General features: G+C 72.1%; 12 protein-coding genes. All 12 read right to left on the bottom strand.

Going from position 1 to position 20,523, the window contains the following annotated elements:
• Positions 1-155: 155 nt before the first annotated feature.
• Positions 156-548 carry a type II toxin-antitoxin system death-on-curing family toxin gene (locus tag ACFC1X_RS35885; protein ID WP_376362396.1) on the bottom strand — a complete coding sequence of 131 codons (393 nt, stop codon included), beginning with the start codon at positions 546-548 and terminating at the stop codon, positions 156-158.
• Positions 545-739: a ribbon-helix-helix protein, CopG family gene (locus tag ACFC1X_RS35890; protein ID WP_180329038.1), complete on the bottom strand. Its 195-nt coding sequence runs from the start codon at positions 737-739 to the stop codon at positions 545-547. The genes ACFC1X_RS35885 and ACFC1X_RS35890 overlap by 4 nt, the downstream gene beginning before the upstream one ends.
• Before the next feature lie 423 nt (positions 740-1,162).
• Positions 1,163-2,527, bottom strand: a complete 1,365-nt coding sequence (locus tag ACFC1X_RS35895; protein ID WP_376362399.1) for a class I SAM-dependent RNA methyltransferase — start codon at positions 2,525-2,527, stop codon at positions 1,163-1,165.
• A gap of 64 nt (positions 2,528-2,591) precedes the next feature.
• Positions 2,592-4,655, bottom strand: a complete 2,064-nt coding sequence (locus ACFC1X_RS35900; RefSeq protein WP_376362401.1) for an APC family permease — start codon at positions 4,653-4,655, stop codon at positions 2,592-2,594.
• Between the two features lie 347 nt (positions 4,656-5,002).
• The gene (locus tag ACFC1X_RS35905; RefSeq protein ID WP_376362404.1) at positions 5,003-5,890 is read right to left on the bottom strand and encodes a lysophospholipid acyltransferase family protein; all 888 of its coding nucleotides are present in this window, start codon (positions 5,888-5,890) and stop codon (positions 5,003-5,005) included.
• 111 nt (positions 5,891-6,001) lie between these two features.
• Positions 6,002-6,682: a DUF1295 domain-containing protein gene (locus ACFC1X_RS35910; protein ID WP_376362407.1), complete on the bottom strand. Its 681-nt coding sequence runs from the start codon at positions 6,680-6,682 to the stop codon at positions 6,002-6,004.
• A 42-nt stretch (positions 6,683-6,724) separates the two neighbouring features.
• On the bottom strand, positions 6,725-7,948 hold the full coding sequence (locus ACFC1X_RS35915) for a Rieske 2Fe-2S domain-containing protein (protein WP_376362410.1): 1,224 nt from the start codon (positions 7,946-7,948) through the stop codon (positions 6,725-6,727).
• Positions 7,945-10,716 (bottom strand): PEP/pyruvate-binding domain-containing protein, encoded by a 2,772-nt coding sequence (locus tag ACFC1X_RS35920; protein ID WP_376362413.1) that lies wholly within the window; start codon positions 10,714-10,716, stop codon positions 7,945-7,947. Before ACFC1X_RS35920 ends, ACFC1X_RS35915 begins: the two co-directional genes overlap by 4 nt.
• 20 nt (positions 10,717-10,736) lie before the next feature.
• Complete coding sequence (locus ACFC1X_RS35925) at positions 10,737-11,825, bottom strand: SAM-dependent methyltransferase (protein ID WP_376362415.1); 1,089 nt, start codon at positions 11,823-11,825, stop codon at positions 10,737-10,739.
• Entirely contained in the window at positions 11,813-12,655 is an 843-nt protein-coding gene (locus ACFC1X_RS35930; RefSeq protein ID WP_376362418.1) for a thioesterase II family protein, read from the bottom strand. Before ACFC1X_RS35930 ends, ACFC1X_RS35925 begins: the two co-directional genes overlap by 13 nt.
• Positions 12,642-13,685: an NAD-dependent epimerase/dehydratase family protein gene (locus ACFC1X_RS35935; protein WP_376362421.1), complete on the bottom strand. Its 1,044-nt coding sequence runs from the start codon at positions 13,683-13,685 to the stop codon at positions 12,642-12,644. The genes ACFC1X_RS35930 and ACFC1X_RS35935 overlap by 14 nt, the downstream gene beginning before the upstream one ends.
• A 3-nt stretch (positions 13,686-13,688) precedes the next feature.
• The gene (locus ACFC1X_RS35940; protein ID WP_376362424.1) at positions 13,689-20,513 is read right to left on the bottom strand and encodes an aminotransferase class I/II-fold pyridoxal phosphate-dependent enzyme; all 6,825 of its coding nucleotides are present in this window, start codon (positions 20,511-20,513) and stop codon (positions 13,689-13,691) included.
• Positions 20,514-20,523: the final 10 nt, after the last annotated feature.

Below are 20,523 nucleotides of genomic sequence, written 5' to 3' on the forward strand. Positions count from 1 at the left end.
GGGACGCCATTCTCGCGCCGAGCGGACCCGCTGCCCCATCTCGCGAAAGCATACGAATCCACCCGCTGAACGAACGGGTCAGTCCCCCGGCGGACTGCCAGAAGCCAGCACCGCTCCCAGAACCTCATTCCGTCCCGTACCCACGACGTCGAACGTCAGGAAACGGGGAACCAGGCCGACAGGCGCTTGGCAATGACCGGTACATCGATGTTGTCCTGCGCGACTTCCTCGACGAACGGGCCAGCCACGGAGACGGGTGGCGGGGCGGTACTGGCGCTGACGCCGTTGAACCGCAGGAAGACACGCATGGCAAGCCAGGCGGTGCGCTTGTTGCCGTCGATCAGCGCGTGATTGCGAGCGACGGAGTGCAGCAGTGCCGCCGCCTTCTCGTGCAGCGTGGGATACAGCTCGGCCCCGAACACGTTCGTCCGGGGCCGTTCGATCGCTGACACCAAAAGTCCCATGTCACGTACGCTGTGCTCGGTACCGTTGACCGTGCGGGCGATGGCCAGGATCTCGTCGATCTGGATGTAGCGCACGCCTGTCACTTCAGGTAGTCCAGGATCTCCGCATCGCTGTCCATCAGCTCGGCCAGGACGTCGTCGACCTTCAGCTCGGCCCGGTTCTGGGCGTCACGGATGGCCTCAATGGCAAGTTCCTGCTTGCTGCGACCCTCCCGACGAGCCCGCTCGGTGAGCTTCGCGTCAAGGTCTTCCGGGAGCCGGAGTGTCATCGCCATACAGGAATGATACCGGACTGGTATCTGGGTGGCGAGGTGATACCAGCCACTCAAGACCTCGGACCACGACGCCGTCCTTCGTGGCCCGGTCGGGCCGCGGTCTCGGTTCCGAGGTGCGTGCGACGAGGTAGCAGCACGCGCCGCCGCTGGCGAGGTGCAGTCGGCCCCCCGAACCGGAGTCCTGCCCCGCGCCGACGGCCCCGGTCTGCGGCCCAGGGCCGGAGAGGTCCGAGGTTGAGGCTTCCGATATTCGAGCGTCATCCGAGCGTCAAAAATTCTGCATTGTGCATCGCCACGTCGCCGCGAGACCCACGCCGGCCCTTGAACCTGCAGCTCAGAGCGTTCTGCACAAGCGAACCTCAGTCGACGCATTCCGCGAGCGAAAACAGGTCGAGCTGACCACCTGAAATGCAAAACGGCAGTTCAGAGGCCCTTCTCGGCAGGCTCCAGAATCGCCACGCACTCCACATGATGCGTCATAGGAAACAAATCAAACACCCGCAACATCCGCACCCGATACCCCCCATCCCGGAAGTACCCCAGATCCCGAGCCAGCGCAGCGGGATCGCACGCGACGTAAGCGATCCTCCGTGCCCCCAGTGACGCGAGGTGCTCAACGGTCTTGCGGCCCGCGCCCGCGCGTGGGGGGTCCAGGGCGATGAGGTCGACCTCGGAGATCCCCGTGCGCGGGAGGACCGCCTCGACCTTGCCCTGCTCGATCCGTACCCGGTCGAAGGCCGCCAGGTTGTGGCGGGCGTCCTCGACCGCGCGTTTGCCGGACTCGATGCCGAGGACCGCGCCCTGGTCGCCGACCCGGTCGGCGAGGGCGCCGGCGAAGAGGCCCACGCCGCAGTACAGGTCGAGGGCCATGTCGCCCTTGCGCGGGAGGAGACCCTGCATGACCGCCGTCACCAGGGTGTCGGCCGCCTTCGGGTGGACCTGCCAGAAGCCGCCGCTGCCCACACGGTAGGTGCGGTCGTCGGCGCGTTCGCGGACGAAGGGGCGGCCGTGGACGCGGTGGACGCCGCCGTCCTTCTCGCCGACCCGCATGACCGAGACCGGGCGGTCCAGTTCCACGATGGGGAGCCGCGCGCCCGGCCGCGGGGTCAGGATGACCTGGCGGTCCTGGGAGCCGGTCGCCGCGATCGCCTCGATCGACGCCATGCCGGGCCAGTCCCGCCGCTCGATGCCCAGCTCGCTGACACCCTCCGCGGCGATCATGCAGTGGTCGACGGGCTCGACCTCGTGCGAGCGGTGCCTGCGCAGACCCGCACGGCCCTCGGCGTCCACCGCGTACTGGACGCGCGTGCGCCACGCCGGGACCTGGCCGGCGGGCAGCTTGTCGCCCTCGGCGGGCATCACCGTGCCGTCCCAGCCGGCCTCCTCCGGGGTGAGGCCCGCCAGCCGCTGCAGCTGCTCGGCGACGACCTCGCCCTTCAGGCGGCGCTGGGCGCCCGGCTTGGCGTGCTGCCAGTCGCAGCCCCCGCAGCGGCCGGGGCCGGCGAAGGGGCAGGGGGCCTCGACGCGGTCCTTGGAGGCGTCCAGGATCTCGACGGCGTCCGCGCGCAGGAAGCGGGCGCCCTCCTCGCCCTCCGTCACCCGGGCCACGACGCGCTCGCCGGGCAGCGTGTGCCGGACGAACAGCACCTGTCCCTCGGACGTACGGGCGATGCAGTGGCCGCCGTGGGCGACGGGGCCGATCTCGACCTCGTACTCCTCGCCGACCAGCGAGACCGGCTGTGCGGCCTCTCGGGGCTCCGCCTGCGATTTCTTCGGTTCTGCCTGCATGGCGGGGTGGCTCCAGAGAACGGGGTAACGACAAACGGACGACAGAGGACAGCAGCCGTCCAGTCTACTTGGAGGAGGAGGGGTCCTTCGGCCGGTCCTGGTGGAGCGGGCCGCGCCGGACCGCGCCGGGCGCGTTCCAGTCCTGCCGCTTGCGGGCCCGTCGCTTGGCGGCCTCCGAGGACTGGAGCTGGTACGGGACGGACGTGACCATGACGCCGGGGGTGAACAGGAGACGGCCCTTGAGGCGCAGCGCGCTCTGGTTGTGCAGCAGGTGCTCGTACCAGTGGCCGACCACGTACTCGGGGATGATGACCGAGACCGCGTCGCGCGGGGACTCCTTGCGCAGGCTCTTGACGTACTCGATGACCGGCCGCGTGATCTCGCGGTAGGGCGAGTCCAGGACCTTCAGCGGTACGGCGATGCCGCGCCGTTCCCACTCGTCGCGCAGGGCCTTGGTCTCGGCCGGGTCGACGTTGACGCTCAGGGCCTCGAGGGAGTCGGAGCGCATCAGCTTGGCGTAGGCGAGCGCGCGCAGGGTGGGGCGGTGGATCTTGGAGATGAGTACCACCGAGTGGACCCGGGACGGGCGCACCATGTCGTCGGTCTGCGCCTCCTCGGGGTCCTCGGGGGCGGCGATCTCCTCGGAGACGCGGTCGTAGTGCTTGCGGATCGCCGTCATCGTGGCGAAGAAGATGCACATCCCGAGCAGGGCGACCCAGGCGCCGTGGGTGAACTTCGTGGCCAGTACGACGACCAGGACGAGTCCGGTGAAGAAGGCGCCGAAGGCGTTGATCGCGCGGGAGCGGATCATGCGGCGGCGCGCGGCCTGGTCCTTCTCCGTGGCCAGGTGGCGGTTCCAGTGCCGGACCATGCCGATCTGGCTGAGCGTGAAGGACACGAAGACGCCGACGATGTAGAGCTGGATCAGGCGCGTGGAGTCGGCGCCGTAGACGAAGACGAGGAGTATGGCGGCGCCGGCCAGCAGGACGATGCCGTTGGAGAACGCCAGGCGGTCACCGCGCGTGTGCAGCTGGCGCGGCAGGTAGCGGTCCTGGGCGAGGATCGAGCCGAGCAGCGGGAAGCCGTTGTAGGCGGTGTTCGCGGCGAGGAAGAGGACCAGCGCGGTGGCCGCGGCCAGCACGATGAACAGGAAGCTGCCCTCGCCGAAGACGGCCTCGGCGACCTGCGAGATCACCGGGTGCTGGACGTAGTCCGCGCCGACCGCGACGCCGTTGTGGAAGAGGTCGGTGGCCGGGTTCTCCGACATGCGTACGTCCGTCGCGGACGCGAGCGCGATGATGCCGCAGAACATGGTGACGGCGAGCAGGCCCATCATCGCGAGGGTGTTCCCCGCGTTCTTCGACTTGGGCTTGCGGAAGGCCGGCACGCCGTTGGAGATCGCCTCGACTCCGGTGAGCGCGGCACAGCCGGAGGAGAAGGCGCGCAGGAGGAGGAAGACCAGGGCGAATCCGGCGAGGCCGCCGTGTTCCGGCTTGATCTCGTAGTCCGCCGTCGGCGCGCGCATGGTGTCGCCGAGCACCAGGGCACGGAACGCGCCCCACGCGATCATGATGAAGACGCCGCCGACGAAGACGTACGTCGGGATCGCGAACAGCTTGCCCGACTCCTTGACGCCGCGCAGGTTCATCAGGGTCAGCAGCAGGATCACGGCGATCGCGCAGAGGACCTTGTGCTCGACCACGAAGGGGACCGCGGAGCCGAGGTTCTCGATGCCGGAGGAGATCGAGACGGCGACGGTCAGGACGTAGTCGACCAGCAGGGCGCTGGCGACGGTCAGGCCCGCCTTGGGTCCCAGGTTGGTGTTGGCCACCTCGTAGTCGCCGCCGCCGCTCGGGTAGGCGTGCACGTTCTGCCGGTAGGAGGCGACGACCGTGAACATCAGGACGACGACCGCGACCGCGATCCAGGGGCTGAAGTGGTACGCCGACACGCCCGCGATGGACAGGACGAGCAGCACCTCGCCGGGCGCGTACGCCACCGAGGAGAGCGGGTCGGATGCGAAGACGGGGAGGGCGATGCGCTTCGGCAGGAGCGTTTCCCCCAGCCGGTCGCTGCGCAGTGCGCGCCCGATCAGGATCCGCTTGGGCACGTCGGTCAGTTTGGACACAACAGAGGATCGTAAGCGTTCGAACGGGCGCGCGCCCACCCGCCACCCCCGATCCGCCCGCCGTCTGCTCTACGGGTGAATTCGACGGGTGGTCGGGCTGCGAATTCCGCAGGTCGGGGGGGTTGGCATGCCTATATGACGAACACCGCGCAAACACCGCCCGATGCCCGGCCGTTGCCACCCTGGAGGTCTCATGCACCTGTCCGCGGAGCTGATCGGCGGCCTTCTCTCGCTCTTCGGCCTCGGAATCCTCACATTCGCCAGCATCCGCAGCATCGGGCGGCGGAGGTCGTCGGCGGAGGGCTGACCTCACGCTGTGCGCAGTCGGTGTCACGCGGCGTGCGGATTCAGGAGAACGCGGAGCCCCGGCCCTCCAGCATCTCGTTGAGCGTGTGCTGGATCGTGTCCTTCACCTCACCCGCGAGCTTCTCCACCACCAGCGGGTCCTCCGCCGCGTCCTCGGGAAAGGCGGCCGTGTGGATCGGCTCACCGAACCGGATGGTCCATTTGGTGGGCATCGGGACCAGCCCCAGCACGCCGAGGAGCGGGAAGGTCGGCGTGATCGGGAAGTACGGCAGCTTCAGCATCCGGGCCAGTGTGGGCGCCGAGCCGATCATGGGGTAGATCTCCTCGGCCCCGACGACCGAGCACGGCACCATGGGGCGCCGGGACCGCAGCGCCACCGCCGCGAAGCCGCCCCGGCCGAAGCGCTGGAGCCGGTAGCGCTCCTCGAAGGGCTTGCCGAGCCCCTTGTAGCCCTCCGGCATCACACCGACCAGCTCGCCCGCGCCGAGCAGCCGCAGGGCGTTCTCGGGGCAGGCCCGGACGTGGCCGGCCTTGCGGGCGAGGTCGCGGACCACGGGCAGGTCGAAGGCCAGGTCGGCGGCGAGCAGCCGCAGCCGGCGGTGCGCCGTGTGGTGGTCGCGCAGCGCGACCTGGAGCATCAGGGCGTCCAGGGGCAGGGTGCCGGAGTGGTTGGCGACCAGGAGCGCGCCTCCGTCGGCCGGCACGTGCTCCAGGCCCTCGACGGTGACCCGGAAGTATTTCTCGTACAGCAGCCGAAGGGCGGGGAGCAGGTAGTCGTCGGTCAGCTCCGGGTCGAAACCGAAGTCGTCGACGGCGCCCTCGTCGGAGGTCAGCCGGGCGAAGGCGTCCGCTCCGCCGGCCAGGACCTCGCGCAGCACCTCGGCGGTCAGGGACGCCTCGGCCTCCCCGAACGGAATGTCTCCGGTCATGCCTGCCTCGTCTCGGGTCTGTGGGTGGGTCTGGGGTCGCCTCGCCCGGTGCGGCCGTCCCCCTCGGCCGGGAATCCGCCGAGGGGGGCCGCCGTACGGTGCGGGAGCGGGTCAGTACACGTAGGGAACGAACTTCGCGGTTCGTGACGCGTAGGCCTGGAACGACTCGCCGTAGCGCTCGGCGAGGTACTTGTCGAGCATGGGGATGTTCATGAAGACGAACATGCAGACCATGATCAGCGGGATGGCGAACGCCCAGGGCACGCCGGTCACCAGCGCGAACCCGGAGAAGAGCACCGCGTCACCGAAGTAGTTGATGTGCATCGAGTACTTGAACAGGCCCTCGGTGTAGAGCTTGCCCTTGTTCTCCGGGCGCTTCTTCCAGAGCTTGCGCTGGTACTCCGAGCCCGTGTTGAGATAGGACCCGAGGAGGTACAGCACGACGCCCAGCCAGGTGAACACGCTCACGTCGGCCGCGTTGGTGCCGCCGAAGTAGGCCATCGTGCCGTGGATCACCAGGACCCAGACCCCGATCGTGGCCGACTCCGACCACTCCATCCTGCGCTGCAGCATCACGTAGTTCGTGGCGATGAAGCGAGCCAGGTAGAGCGCCGACAACGTCGCCAGGAGGACCCGGCGCAGGGTCGCGGCCTCGTCGAAATCCGTGCCGAACCAGCCCGCCACGGTGTCCGCCCCGCCGAAGAGGAACCACACCGCGGCGGCCACGGCGACGGTGTTGAAGGCGGTCACCAGGGCCTTGGGGCCGGTCGACGGGTCGTATCCGCCGTACATCTCTCACTCTCGCTCTCTGTTGTCCGTCCCCCGTCTTCGGGTCTACGGGCGCGCGGCGGCGTCCTCCTTGTGCTTCGCGCCGCGCCGTCCGCCTCCCGCCGCCCTGCCGGGAGCGGTGGCACGGGCCGGCGTCCCGGTGGGCGCCGTCTCGTCCGGCGCGGCGGCGGCCGGCTCCGGTGCGTCGGCACCGTCCGCCCCGCCGGTGCCGGCGTCGGTAGTGGCGTCGGTGGTGGCGGCGGACGCCTCCTGGATCAGCTTGGCGCGCATCGAGACGTACTTGGCGTTCATCTCGTCGACGGGGATGAACTTGTTGACGCCTCCGGCGCTGATCTTCGGTTCCTGGTGTTCCATGATGCGGACGTCCTGGGGGTCCTGCACCCACTTCTCCATGTACAGGGACGCCCACGGCAGCAGACGCCGCAGCGGTTCGAGCCGCAGGACCGGCTTGACCTGCTCGTACTCGTACCAGCGCAGGATGTGTTCCGTGTTCTGGTCGTCGATCGGCACCAGCCAGGACGTGGTCTCGAACTGCTCGGTCTGCACATGCACCATGCACGGGAAGGTGAACGTGATGACGTAGTGCGTGGTGTTGGTCGGGTCGTCCTCCTGGCAGTGGTCGAAGGAGTAGCGGATCGTCTGCCCCTCCGTCTCCACCTGGTGGTTGGTGATCCGGGTCGCGGCGAGGTAGCGCTCACGGCCGTCGAGGCCGAACTTGCTCGGCGTGCCGTAGAGGAGGAGGTAGTCGATGTAGTTGAACCAGTGATCACGGTGCACGTAGGTCACGTGGTAGAACTCGAGCAGGCTTTCGATGTACCGGGTGTAGTGCACCGGCCGGGTCCAGCGCTTGGTGGCGTACAGCTTCTGGTTGGCCGTCACCTCGGGCGGCGCCTGGATCTGCGGCAGGTCGGCCGCGGCCCGCTCGTCGCCCCACCACATCCACACCAGGCCGAACCGCTCGCGGACCGGGTACGTGGGCACGCGCAGGGAGCCCGGGATGCGGGCGCCCGACCCCATGGCGGGGATGACCCGGCACGCGCCGTCGGCTCCGTAGCGGAAGCCGTGGTACGGGCATTCCAGGGTGTTGCCCTTCATCCGGCCGTCACCGAGGTTGGCGCCCTTGTGCGGGCACCGGGCGCCCTGGCAGACGAGGGTGCCGTCGATGTCGCGCCAGAGCACCAGCTCCTGGCCCATGCGGCGCACGCCGAGCGGCTTGTCGTTGCGTACCTCCTTCGCCTCGACGATGGGGTACCACTGGTTGGGGATCATGGGGTCGTCTCCCGACTGGTTGAGTGGTCGCCCGTGGGGGCGGGTTGCTGTCCGTTCTCGACGACGTCGACCGTGCCCGCGTCGCCGTCCACCACGATCAGGTCGCCGGTGTTGATGCGCTGCGTGGCGTGCTTGGTGTTGACCACGGACGGCACGTGGAACTCGCGGGCCACGATCGAACTGTGCGAGAGCATCGACCCGATGTCCGTGACGACCCCGCCCGCGATGGCGAACAGCGGGGTCCAGGAGGCGTCGGTGTACCGGGTCACGAGGATCTCCCCGGCCTCGAACTCGTCGGCCTGCCACACCAGGTCCTCGACGATGCGGGCGCGGCCGACGATCCGGCCGGGGGCGGCGGCCAGTCCCTCGAGACGGGCCCCGTCGTCGGCCGGCCGGACCGAGGCGGTGATGTCGTGTTCGCCGATGAACGTCAACGGCGGTTCCGGCAGCCGCTTGTTGTGCTCGTGCAGCCGGCGGGCGGCGTCGATACGGGCCCGGTCGAAGACGCGGGTGGCCTCCTCGTCGCCGGCGAGGTAGCGGCGTACGTCCTCGAAGTCCAGGAAGGCGGCCTCGTCCAGGGAGTGCAGCACGCCGTCCGCCACCAGCCGCCGCGCCACCTCGTAGACCACGTTCCGCACCAGCCAGATGGACGTGATCATGGACATCCGGGTGGTCTCCCGCAGCTCGCTGCAGAGGGCGTAGAGGGAGATGACGGTGTCCAGGACCTGGCGCTTGGGCATCGGCAGGCGGTTCAGTGCCTCGCGCGAGTCGTCGGACCATGCGCTGCCGCGCCGGAGGATGTCGTCGATGGAGAACCCGTCGGCGACGTAGCGCCGGATCATCTGGAAGAGGTACGACGGGTCGTCGATCCACCGGGGGTGGGTGATCTCCATCTCCTGGTGGCCGCGCGTGCCGTTGGCGCGCAGGAACGGCTCCATGTGCCGGTCCCAGAAGCGCTGTCCGTCGGGGTCCTCGCGCAGCCGCCGGGCGACCGACTCCAGGGGCTCGCCGGTGATGATCTTCAGGACGGCCGGGCTGTTCTTGGCGGCCTGCGCCACCGCCCAGACCTCCTTGGCGGACTCGACCGTGCGCAGGCTGGACATGTCGGTCTTCACGCGGTTCTGCAGGTTGTCGCCGTCGCTGCCGAGCCAGCGGGCGCACAGCTCGGTGAGCAGACCGTAGAAGGCGAACGCGTTGATGTAGTACGGCATGTAGCCCACGTGCATGTCGTGGAACCAGCCGAGGTCGCGGTGGAGTTCGCCGTGGAGTTCGCGCCGGCTCATCCGGGTGAGGTCCAGTCCGCGGGCGCGGTCGAACTCGTAGAGCCGGGCGTCGACCATCTGCTGGGAGCGGGCCTTCATCTGCGTCATCTCGCGGGCCGTGTGCTGGAGCCAGTGGACGACGGACAGCAGGTCCTCCATCCCGCCGGGGAAGGTGCCGAACGGGTTCTCGTAGTCGGCGAGGTCGATCTCCTCGCTGGCGAACCGGCTGGTGAAGTGGCGCTGGTCGCGGGTGGGCAGGCACTGGGCGAGCAGGTACGAGCTGTAGGAGATGTTGAGATAGACGTGCCCCTGGTAGAAGCCCATGTGCAGGTCCGCGTCGCCGGTGTCGCGCACGCCGAGGGCCCCGGCGCAGTCCGTGTGGACGTGCCGCTGGTAGTGGCGGGCGAAGCTCAGGCCGAGCGGCGTCATCAGGCCGACGAAGATCTCGCCGATGTCCATCCGCGACCACAGCGTGCCGTGCAGGATCCGCTCCGGCTGCGGCGCGACGTACGGGCTGCGGGCGCCGGACGGGGGCGCGGGGGCGGTCGGGCGGGTGGTGATCGGCCGGGTCTGGAAGAGGTGGAACTCCCCGTCCCGCAGGCCCCATTCGATGTCCTGCTCGCTGCCGTACAGTTCGCGGATCCGGACCGCGAGGGCACCGAGTTCGCGCAGTTGCCCATGGGTCAGGCAGGGTACGTTGCGGGCCGCCGCGTCGACCTTCGTCATGCCGATCCGGCCGGGCTCCAGGGGCGCGCACTTGGTGACCTTGTAGCGGACGCGTTCCTCCACGACCTCGAACTTCTCGTCGTCGACGACGAAGAAGTCGCTGGAGACCTGCCCCGAGACCAGCCCCTCGCCCAGCCCCTGGCAGGCCTCCACCACGAGCCGGTGCGGGCGGGCGTTGACCGGGTCGACGGTGAACATCACCCCGCTGACGTCGGTGTGGATCATCTCCTGTACGACCACGGCGATGGAGTCCGGGGCGTCGGTGTCCCGGTAGACGGTGGCGCGGTCGGACCACAGGGAGGCCCAGCACCTGAGGACCGCGTTGAGCACGTCCTCGTCGCCCGACACGTCGAGGACCGTGTCGTGCTGGCCGGCGAAGGACCGCGCCGCCGAGTCCTCCCGCAGCGCGGAGGAGCGCACGGCCACGCGGGGGCGGCCCATGCTGCCGTAGGCGTCGAGGACGGCGTCCGCGATGGGGGCGGGCATCCGGGTGGCGAGGATGCGTTCGCGCACCGTGCGCGGTTCGGCGCCGGGCAGTTCGGCGGCGATCCCGGTCTCCTGGAGGTAGGCCTCGAAGAGTGCGGTGGTCAGGCAGATAGCCGGTGGGACGGGCAGTCCGGCGGCGGTCATCCCGGCCAGCCGGGTGCCCTTGCCGCCCAGTTCTCCCCGGTGGGCCGCGGCCGGGCGGCCGTCGCCGAGGGCGACGACGCAGGCGGCGTGGTCCGTGGGTCCGGTGTCGGGGGCCGGGGCGGTCGTCGAGTCGCTGACGTGCGTGTCCATGGCGGGTGTCTCCTCGGCGGTCAGGCGTGCGCGACGCGCTTGCTGGTGCCCGTGAAGGCGTGGAACTGCTCGCCCGGGACGATCCGGGTGGCCTCGACGTCGGCGAACCCGGCCCGGCCCAGCTGGTCCACCAGTTCGTCGGCCTGCGGCAGCGGGCCGCCGAAGTCGGCGTAGGTGAACCACAGGTTGAGCGCCTCCAGGCCGATGCTGCCGCCCTTGCAGGAGGTGGTGAGCAGCAGCCTGCCGCCCGGTGCGAGCAGGTCGTGGGCGCGCCGCAGGGCGGCCACCCGCTCGGCCTCGGGGAAGTAGTAGATGTTGTTGTGCAGGGTCACCAGGTCGAACTGGGGCTGCGCGTCGAGCGTGCGCAGGTCGGCCTGCCGGGTCTCGACCCGGTCCGTCAGCCCCCACTCGGCCATGTTCGCGGCGGCGCGGTCGGCGACGTCCTGCTGGAGGTCGACGGCGAGCGCCGACAGACGGGGGTTCAGCTCGGCGGCGTAGCGGACGTAGGCGCCGCCGCCGCACCCGACCTCCAGCAGCCGCACCGGCGCGTCCCGGTCCAGGGTGCGGGCGATGGCCTCCTCGACCAGCGGCCGGACCACCCGGGTGGAGCGGGCGATGACCAGGCCGTCCTGGTCGTCGAGGGAGAAGCGGCGGCCCTCGCGCAGCATGCGGGGGCCGTTCAGCAGGGCGGGCACGTGGAAGCGCAGGACCTCCTCCAGGGCGGCCGCGATCGCGTCGTTGCCGGCCTGGGCGAGCGCCTTGGCGGGCAGGCTGCGCAGCTTGTAGCACCCTTCGCGCCGGCCGAGGTCGCCGAGGCGGACACCCATGTCCAGCCACTCCTTCAGGCGCGGCAGGTCCTCGTCGGCGATGTCCAGGCGTTCGGCCAGCGACTCCAGGTCGCAGGGGCGTACGGCGAGCGCTTCGAGCACGCCCGCGCCCGCCGCCGAGGCGAGGAAGGCGGCCCGGTACACGGGTTCGACGAAGCCCTTGGACAGGGTCAGGAGCAGCGGCATGTGCGGGCTGCCCAGAACCTTGGTCACGGTGCGGAGATCGGCCAGCGGCGCCTCGACGCGGCTGCCGACGCTCTTGGCCAGGCTCAGAATGTCCATGTTGCTTCCCTTGTTGCCTTCCTGTGCGGAGTGGGGCGTGCGGCGCCGAGTTCGGAACCGATGTGGGCGAGCAGCCGGGCGCGGGACGGGCCGCCGGTCAGGAAGAAGTGGTTGCCCGTCAGGTGGTGCCGCAGGAACGAGCCGGAGGTGTAGGGCCGCCAGGCCTCGACCATCTGGGGTGGGGCGATGGCGTCCGCGGTGGCGGAGAAGGCGGTCGTCGGGCAGTCCAGCGGTGGCCGGGGGCGCCAGCCGTAGCGCTCGCACGCCCGCAGGTCGGCGCGGAGCACCGGGAGCCGGCGGTCGAAGTAGGCGGCGCCGAGGGCGTCCTCGTCGCCGAGGCCGCCCAGGTCCCGGATCACCTCGCGCAGGGCGTCGTCGGGCAGCGCGTGGTCGGCGCGGTCGCCGTACAGGTGCGGGGCGCGGCTGCCGGAGACGAACAGGTGCCGGGGGCCGGGCAGCCCGCGGCGGCGCAGCGCGCAGGCCACCTCGTAGGCGAGCAGGGCGCCCATGCTGTGGCCGAACAGCGCGTAGTCGTGGGCCAGCCGGTGCGCGGTCAGGGCGTCCGCGACCGCCTCGGCGAGCGGTTCCATGGTGTCGTACGGGGTCTCGCGCACCCGCAGTCCGCGGCCCGGCAACTGCACGGGTACGACGGCGACATGGCGGCCCAGGGGTTCCTGCCAGTCCCGGAAGGCGGAGGCGGTGCCCCCGGCGTGGGGGAAGCAGACCAGACGCAGCGGGGCGGTCGCCGGGTCGGGTGCCGGGGCGTCCGGTGCGAGGACCGGGCGGGGGAACCAGGCGGCCCGCTCGGGCAGCAGGTCAGCGGGAGACATGGGCGCGTCCCTCGGGCGAGTCCAGCCAGGCGACGGTGCGCCGCATGCCCTCCCGGAAGTCGACCTCGCCCTTGAACCCGAGGTCCTCCTGCGCGCGGCCGATGGGGTACGACTGGTCGCGGTCGAAGAGGTGGACCGCGTGCCGGGTCAGGACGGGGCGGGAGCTGATGCGCAGGGCGCCCCACAGCTTCTCCGAGACGGTGGCGACGCCGGTGGCGACGGGCGTGGGCAGGCTCAGCCACGGGGCCTTGACGCCCAGGCCCGCGGCGAGTGCCTCGACGTACTCGCGCCAGGTCGTGTCGTGCGGGTCGCGCAGGTTGTACGCCCTGCCCGCGGTGTGCTCGCCGGTCGCGGCGGCGATGATGGCGTCCACGGCGTTGGACACGTAGAGCAGTCCGGCGGGCACCCGGCCGCCGCGGATGTAGACCATCTGCTTCTGCAGCAGCAGGTTCGCGATCTCGATGACGAAGTCCTTGCTGCCGGGACCGTAGACGGAGACCGGGCGGATCACGGTGACCGGCAGTCCGGTGCGTTCGGCGGCGGCCCGCACGGCCCGCTCGCCGAGCATCTTGCTGCGGTTGTACGGCAGTCCGATGTCGCGCGGGGCGGTGGACTCGTCGCAGGGCCGCACCGGGTAGCCGTAGACGTCGGTGGTGCTGAGGTGCACCAGGCGCTGGACGGTGCCGGCCGCGTGGGCCGCTTCCACGAGGCTCTTGGCGCCGTCGACGTTGGCGGCGCGGAACCGGTCCCAGGGGCCCCAGTCGGCGGAGAGGCCGGCGCAGTTGTAGACGTGGCGGATGCCGGTGGTGGCGCGGCGCAGGCTGTCGGTGTCACCGAGGTCGCCGACCGTGACCTGGGCGGCCGCGCCGCGGAAGGCCGCGCGGTCGCTCCCGGCGCGGACCAGGACGCGGACGCGGTGCCCGCGCTCGGCCAGGCGGTGCACCAGGTGGCCGCCGATGAAGCCGCTGGCGCCGGTGACCAGGACGTCGGGGGCGGCGGCGGAAGGGCTGTCGTGGCTGAGTGAGGACATGGATCACACCAGGAGGTCGAGGGAGTGTTCGAGGTCTGCTTCGCTGTGGTCCGCGTTGATGAAGAAGCGGAGCCTGCACTGGTCGCGGGGGACGGCGGGGTAGCCGATCGGCATGACGTTGACGCCGCGTTCGAGCAGCGAGTTGGAGAGCGCCATCGTCTTCTCCCAGTCGCCGGTGATCACCGGGATCACCGCGGAGAGGCGGGAGACGCCGATGTCCAGACCGCGGGCGCGGGCGCCGGCGCGGAAGAACTCGGCGAGTTCCCGCACCCGCGCCACCCGCTCGGGCTCGTCCTGGACGACGCGCAGCGCTTCCAGCGCGGCCGCGGCGTTCGCGGGCGAGATGCCGGTGGAGAAGATGTGCAGCGGCGCGGTGAACTTGAGGTACTCGATGATGGGACGGCGGGCGGCGATGTAGCCGCCTAGGCTGCCCAGCGCCTTGCTGAGCGTGCCCATCCACAGGTCGACGTCGGCCGGGTCGGTGCCGTAGTGCTCGCCCACCCCGCGGCCGGTGCGGCCGAGGACGCCGATGGAGTGCGCCTCGTCGATCATGAGCATCGCGCCGTGGCGTTTCTTGACCTCGATGAAGCGCGGCAGGTCGGGGATGTCGCCGTCCTGGCTGTAGGCACCCTCGACGACGACGAGCGCCCGCCGGTGCGAGGCCCGGGCGCCGGCGAGGATGCGGTCGAGGGCCGCCCAGTCGTTGTGCGGGAAGGACCGGCGCCGGGCGCCGGAGAGGATGCAGCCGCGCACGGTGCTGTCGTGGATCCACGCGTCGTGCACGATCAGGTCCTCCGGGCCGAAGAGGTGCCCGACGGTGGCGACGTTGGTGGCGTGGCCGCCGGCGAAGACGATGGCCGCCTCGGCGCCGATGAACCGGGCGATCTCCGCCTCCAGTTCGTGGTGCAGCGGGGTCTCGCCGAACAGCAGCGGGGTGGCGGAGGCCGAGGTGCCGTACCGGTCGACGGCGTCCTTGGCGGCCTGGCGCACCCGGGGGTGGTGGGAGAGCGCGAGGTAGTTGAAGGCCGCGAAGTTGACGACCTTGGTGCCGTCGACCGTGGCGAGCGCGGAGTTGAAGCCCTCGTGGGTGCGTCCGTACGGGTTCGAACCGCTGCTCCGGGTCTGCCGGAGCCTGTCCTGGAGTTCGGCGTACTCGGCCCAGTCCTCGAAGGTGTGCTCCTGGCGGACCGGGGCGGCGGCGGGCTCCTGGCCGGCCCCGGCGGGCGCGGGGACGGGGACGGGGACGGGAGCGGCCTGGACCGGGACGGGCGGGGGCGGCGGCGGGAACGGGAATGCCTGCGGCGGGGGCTGGGGAACGTAGTAGCCGTACGCGGGGGCGCCGTGCGGCAGGTGCGCGTAGGGGTAGGGATACGGGTGGTACGCGTACGGGTGCGGGTACGGCGCGGTGGGCTGCGGTGCCGGGGCGGGCGGGACGGTGGCGGGGTCGTGGACGGGGTGGGCGACGTCCGCGTCGGCGTGCGGGCCGCCGGAGAGCCGGTCGACGATGTCCTGCACCGTGGGGTCCTCCGGCAGCTCCTGGAGTGTGTGGACGCGTTGCGGGAAGCGGGCGGTGAGCCGGCGATGGAGGTCGGTCCGCATCAGCGAGTCGAACCCCAGGTTCAGGCCCAGCCGGGCGTGTGCGGGCAGGTCGGCCACGGGAAATCCGCAGACTCGGGCGACGCTGTCGAGCACGGCGCGCGAGACCTCGCCCGCCGGGTCGGGCCGGGCCGCGCCGGCCACCGGTTGCTGCGACCGCATGGGGCCACCTTCCTGATGCTGAGGAGGAGTCGGGAACCGGTAGGTCCGGCGCTCGAACGGGGCGTGCGGCAACGGGACTCGGGCGGGCGGGCCGGCGCCGTCCAGCGCGGCCCAGTCGACGGTTCCGCCGGCGCAGTGGTAGCCGCCCAGCGACTGGAGCAGCGTGCGCCAGTCCGCGGCGCCGCGCCGCAGCGAGGGCAGCCACAGGGGTGCGCGTCCGCCGCTTCCCCCGTCGAGGGCGATGCCGGACCGGCCGAGGCCGAGCAGGGTGGGATGCGGGCCGATCTCGACGAACGCGTCGCAGCCCTGCCCGGCGCGCAGTTGGCCGAAGGCGTCGGCGAAGCGCACGGTGCCGAGCAGGTGCCGCACCCAGTACTCGGCGTCCACCCGCTCCACCGGTTCGCCCGTGGCGTCGGAGATCCACGGGATGCGCGGCGCGTGGAACTCGACGGCGCGCGCGGCCTCCAGCAGCGGCTCGGCGGCACCGGCCATCAGCGGTGAGTGGAAGGCGTGCGACACCGAGAGCGGCCGTACGGTGACCCCCTTGCGCTCCAGGTCGGTGCGCAGCTCGGCGATCTGCTCCGCCTCGCCGGAGAGCACCAGGTGGCGGGGCGCGTTGACGGCGGCCAGGGCCACGGAGGGGAAGCCGGCCGCGACGCCTTCCACCGTCTCCGGGTCACCGAGGCAGGCGATCATCGCGCCGTCGCCGGGCTGCTCGTCCATGGCACGGCCCCGCGCGACCGCCAGCGTCAGCGCGTCCTCCAGGGTCAGGACTCCCGAGACGCAGGCGGCGGCGAAGGCACCGACGCTGTGTCCGAGCACGGCGGCCGGGCGTACTCCGCAGCTCGTCCACAGGCCGGCGAGGGCGATCTCGAGGGCCACCAGGGCGGGCTGGCAGTACCGGGTGCGGCCCAGTTCCTCGGCGTGGAGAGGGTCGAACAGCAGGTCGAGGAGCGGGGTCTCGCCGAGGCTCCGCAGCACCGCGTCGGCCCTGCGCAGCGTTTCGGCGAACCCGGGGTGGGTGTCGTACAGCTCCCGGCCCATGCCCGGGTACTGGGTTCCCTGGCCGCCGAAGAGGAAGGCGACGGTCGGCGCGGCGCCGCCCGCGGGTCCGCCGCGCGCCACGTCGAGGGCGGGTTCCCGCCGGATCAACGCGCCCAGCGCGGTGTCCAGTTCGTCCTTCGTCCCCACGGTCAGAACCGCTCGGTACGGCAGGTGGGAGCGGCCCGTGTTGGCCGACCGGCACAGGGCGGCGAGCGGGACGTCGGGGTGGGCCGCGAGGTGGGTGCGGTACTGGCCGGCGAGGGTGGCCAGGGCGGTCTCGGTGTGCGCGGACAGGGACAGGGCGTGCGCCGCCCGCGCCGGGGCCTCGGACGCCGTGGCCGGCTGCTCCGGCGGGGCCTCGACGATCACGTGGACGTTGGTGCCGCCGAAGCCGAAGGAGCTGACGCCGGCCCGGACCGTGCCGTCCACGGGCAGCGCGTGGCGGGCGGTGGGCACGGCGAGACCCGAACCCGTCCAGTCCAGATGCCGGTTGGGCGTCGTCAGGTGCAGCAGCGGCGGAACCTCCCGCTCCCGCACCACCAGCACCGCCTTGATCAGCCCGGCGATTCCGGCGGCCGCCTCCAGGTGGCCGATGCCGGTCTTCACCGAGCCGACCAGGCAGGGCGCGTCGGCGGCGCGGCCCTGGCCGTAGAGCCCGGCGAGGGCCTCCCATTCGATGGGGTCGCCGAGGGCGGTGCCGGTGCCGTGCGCCTCGACGTAGTCGACCTGTCCGGGTCGCAGTCCGGCCCGGGCGAGCGCCCCGGCCATCACGGAGCGCTGGGCGGTGCCGCGGGGCGCGGTCAGGCCGTTGCCCCGCCCGCCGTGGCCGAGTGCGGAGCCCGTGAGCACCGCGTGGACGCGGTCACCGTCGGCCAGCGCGGCGGACAGCGGCTTCAGGCACACCAGGCCCGCGCCCTCGCCGCGGACGTAGCCGTCGGCCGCGTCGTCGAAGGTGCGGCAGCGGCCGCCGGGGCCGAGCATCCCGCCCTGGGCGAGGGCCGCCGAGAGCCCGGGTGTCAGCATCAGATTGACGCCGCCCGCGAGGGCGACGCGGCACTCGCCGTCCCGCAGGCTGCGCAGCGCCGTGTGCACGGCGGCGAGCGAGGACGAGCAGGCGGTGTCGAGTGCCACGCTGGGCCCGGTCAGGTCGAAGAAGTAGGACAGCCGGCCCGCGGCGACGGACTGGGCGTTGCCGGTGGCCGAGTACATGTCGACGACGTCGGGGTACGGCATCTGGAGATCGGCGTAGTCGTGACCGCTGACGCCGACGAAGACGCCGGTGTCCGAGCCCGCCAGGCTCGAGGGGGCGATACCGGCGTCCTCGAAGGTCTGCCAGGCGACCTCGAGGAGTAGCCGCTGCTGCGGGTCCATGCGCTCCGCCTCGCGGGCGGAGATGCCGAAGAAGCGGGCGTCGAAGTCGTACACGTGGTCCAGGAACCCGCCCTGGCGGCCACCGGGTTCCGCCGCGCCGTGCCGGTCGGCGGGGGCCTCGCCCACGGCGTCCCGGCCGTCCAGCAGCAGCCGCCAGTAGCTGTCGGCGTCGGGGGCGCCCGGGAACCGGCAGCCGATGCCGACCACGGCGACGGGCTCGTCGGCCGTCCGGCCCACGGGCCCGCGGACGGCGTCCTGGCGCGCGCCCGCCGCATGGGCCGCCAGGGCCTCCACCGTCGGGTGGTCGTAGACGGTGGCGGGTGTCACGGGGGTGCCCAGCCAGTCGCCGAACCGGGCGGCGAGGTCGACGGCCTGCTTGGAGTCCAGGCCCAGTGAGGTGAACGGGGCCGTCGTGTCGATCACCGACGGGCGCAGACCGAGCCGGGCGGCGACGGCGCGGCGCAGCCACGCCACGGCCTCCGCGCGGCCGCGCCGGGGCGGGCGCGGCGCGGGCTCGGCCGTCCGCTCGGCGTCGGTCGTCCGCTCGGCGTCGGCGGCCTCCTCGGCGTACGCGGTCTGCTCGGCGTACGCGGTCGCGGTGCGGCAGAGGTCGGCCAGGGCGGCCGGGGTGTCCGGCTCGGGGCGGGACAGGAGGTCGCCGACGTCGAGGGCCACGCCGAGGTCGTCCTCCAGCAGCCGCACGGCCGTCAGCAGCCTCGGGTAGCGCGCTGTCCCGTCGGGGGTGTCCGAAGCGGCCCGAGCGAGGGCGTCGGCGGCGAGGGCCGTCCGGGCCCGGGGGTCGTCCGAGGCCGCCCGCGGGCCGGTGCCCGACGCGGACAGCGGTGGCACTTCCCGGGGTGTGCCCTCGTGGACGACGCTCGCCGCCACCACCGGCAGTTCGAGGTCGAGCAGGCTCTGCCGACAGGCCCGCCGCTGGATCTTGCCGCTGGTGGTGCGTGGCACCGAGGAGCGTTTGAGCAGCACGACGGTGTGCGGTGTCACCTGGTGTTCGTCGGCGACGGCGGTGCGCAGCCGGGCCAGCAGCGCGTGCGGGTCACCGGCCCCGGGGCCGCCGATCTCGTAGGCGAGCGCGAGCTGTTCGCCGTCGGCGGTGGGGATGCCGAACGCGGCGCCGTATCCGGCGCGCAGGCCCGCTCCCACGCGTTCGGCGGTCTGCTCCACGTCCTGCGGATGGATGTTGCGCCCCTGGACGATGACGACGTCCTTGGTGCGGCCCACGACGAACAGCTGGCCGTCGTGCCGGAAGCCGATGTCCCCGGTCCGCAGCCACGCGGTGTCCGGTTCGCCGTCGGTCCGGGCGCCGAAGACCTCCTCACTCGCCTCGGGGCGCTTCCAGTAGCCCCGGGCGACGTTGGGCCCGGCCACCCGGATCTCGGCGACGGTGCCGTCGGGCACGCGGCGGCCGGTACCGGCGTCGACCACCGCGACCTCGACGTCGTCGACGGCCGGTCCGCAGCCGACGACGCGGGTGGCGCGTACGGTGCGGGAGTCCGCGGGCCGGGCGGTGCCCGTCTCCAGTGCCGCCGCGTCGAAGGACTCCACCACCGGGGCGTCGGCGGGGTGCGCGCCGGTGACCATGAGCGTCGCCTCGGCGAGGCCGTAGCAGGGCAGCAGCGCGGTGCGGTCGAAGCCGGCCGGGGCGAAGTACTCGGCGAACCCGTCCAGCGTGTCGGGCCGGATCGGCTCCGCCCCGTTCAGCGCCAGGCGCCAGCGGCTCAGGTCCAGGCCGGCCCGCTGCTCCGGGGTGATCCGGCGCAGGCACTGCTCGAAGCCGAAGTTCGGGGCGACGCTGGTGGACGCGCCCGTGCGGGTCAGCGTCTCCAGCCACAGCAGCGGGCGCTGCACGAAGGTCATCGGCGCCATCAGGTGCGCGGGGAAACCGCCGTACACCGGGGTGAGGATGCCGCCGATCAGCCCCATGTCGTGGTAGGGCGGCAGCCAGGACACCATGCCGGAGTCCGCGTCGTGCCCGAGCCTGAGGTGGATCGAGCGCAGGTTGCGCACCAGGTTCCCGTGTTCCACCATCACGCCCTTGGGGGCGGCGGTCGAGCCGGAGGTGTACTGGAGGAAGGCCAGCGATCCCGCCGTCACGCCCGGGTCGCGCCACTCGGCCGTGTCCTCCCCGGTGTAGAGGTCCTCGGTCACCAGCCAGCGCACGCCGTCCAGTTCGGCGCCGACGCGCTCGGCGCCCCGGGCGGACACGGCCGCGCGGACCTCCCGGGTGGTGAGGGCGTGGGTGGCGGCGGAGTCGCGCGCGATGGCGGCGAGCCGGGGCACCGTCTGGCCGAAGCGGGCGTTGTCCGGCGGGTAGGCGGGGACGGCCACGGCACCGGCGTACAGGCAGCCGAAGAACGCGGCGAGGTAGTCCAGGCCGGGCGGGTGCAGCAGGAGGACCGGCCCCTCCCGCACCTCCTGGCGCCTCAGGTGTGCGGCCACCTCCCGGGCGTGCAGGTCGAGCTCGCGGTAGGTCCAGGCGACCGAGGTCCCGTCCGGGTCGGTGAGGAAGCGGTGGGCGAGGGCGTCCGGCGTGTGCCGGGCCCGATGCCGCAGCAGGGCGGCGACGGTCTCCGGTTCGGGTCCTTGCCAGTGCTCGCGTATCGGCTCTGTGGGCCCCTGACTCACGTTCTTCTCCATGGGTTGCCGG

The organism is Streptomyces sp. NPDC056128 (assembly GCF_042263835.1).
In the GTDB taxonomy this organism is placed as follows: Bacteria; Actinomycetota; Actinomycetes; order Streptomycetales; family Streptomycetaceae; genus Streptomyces.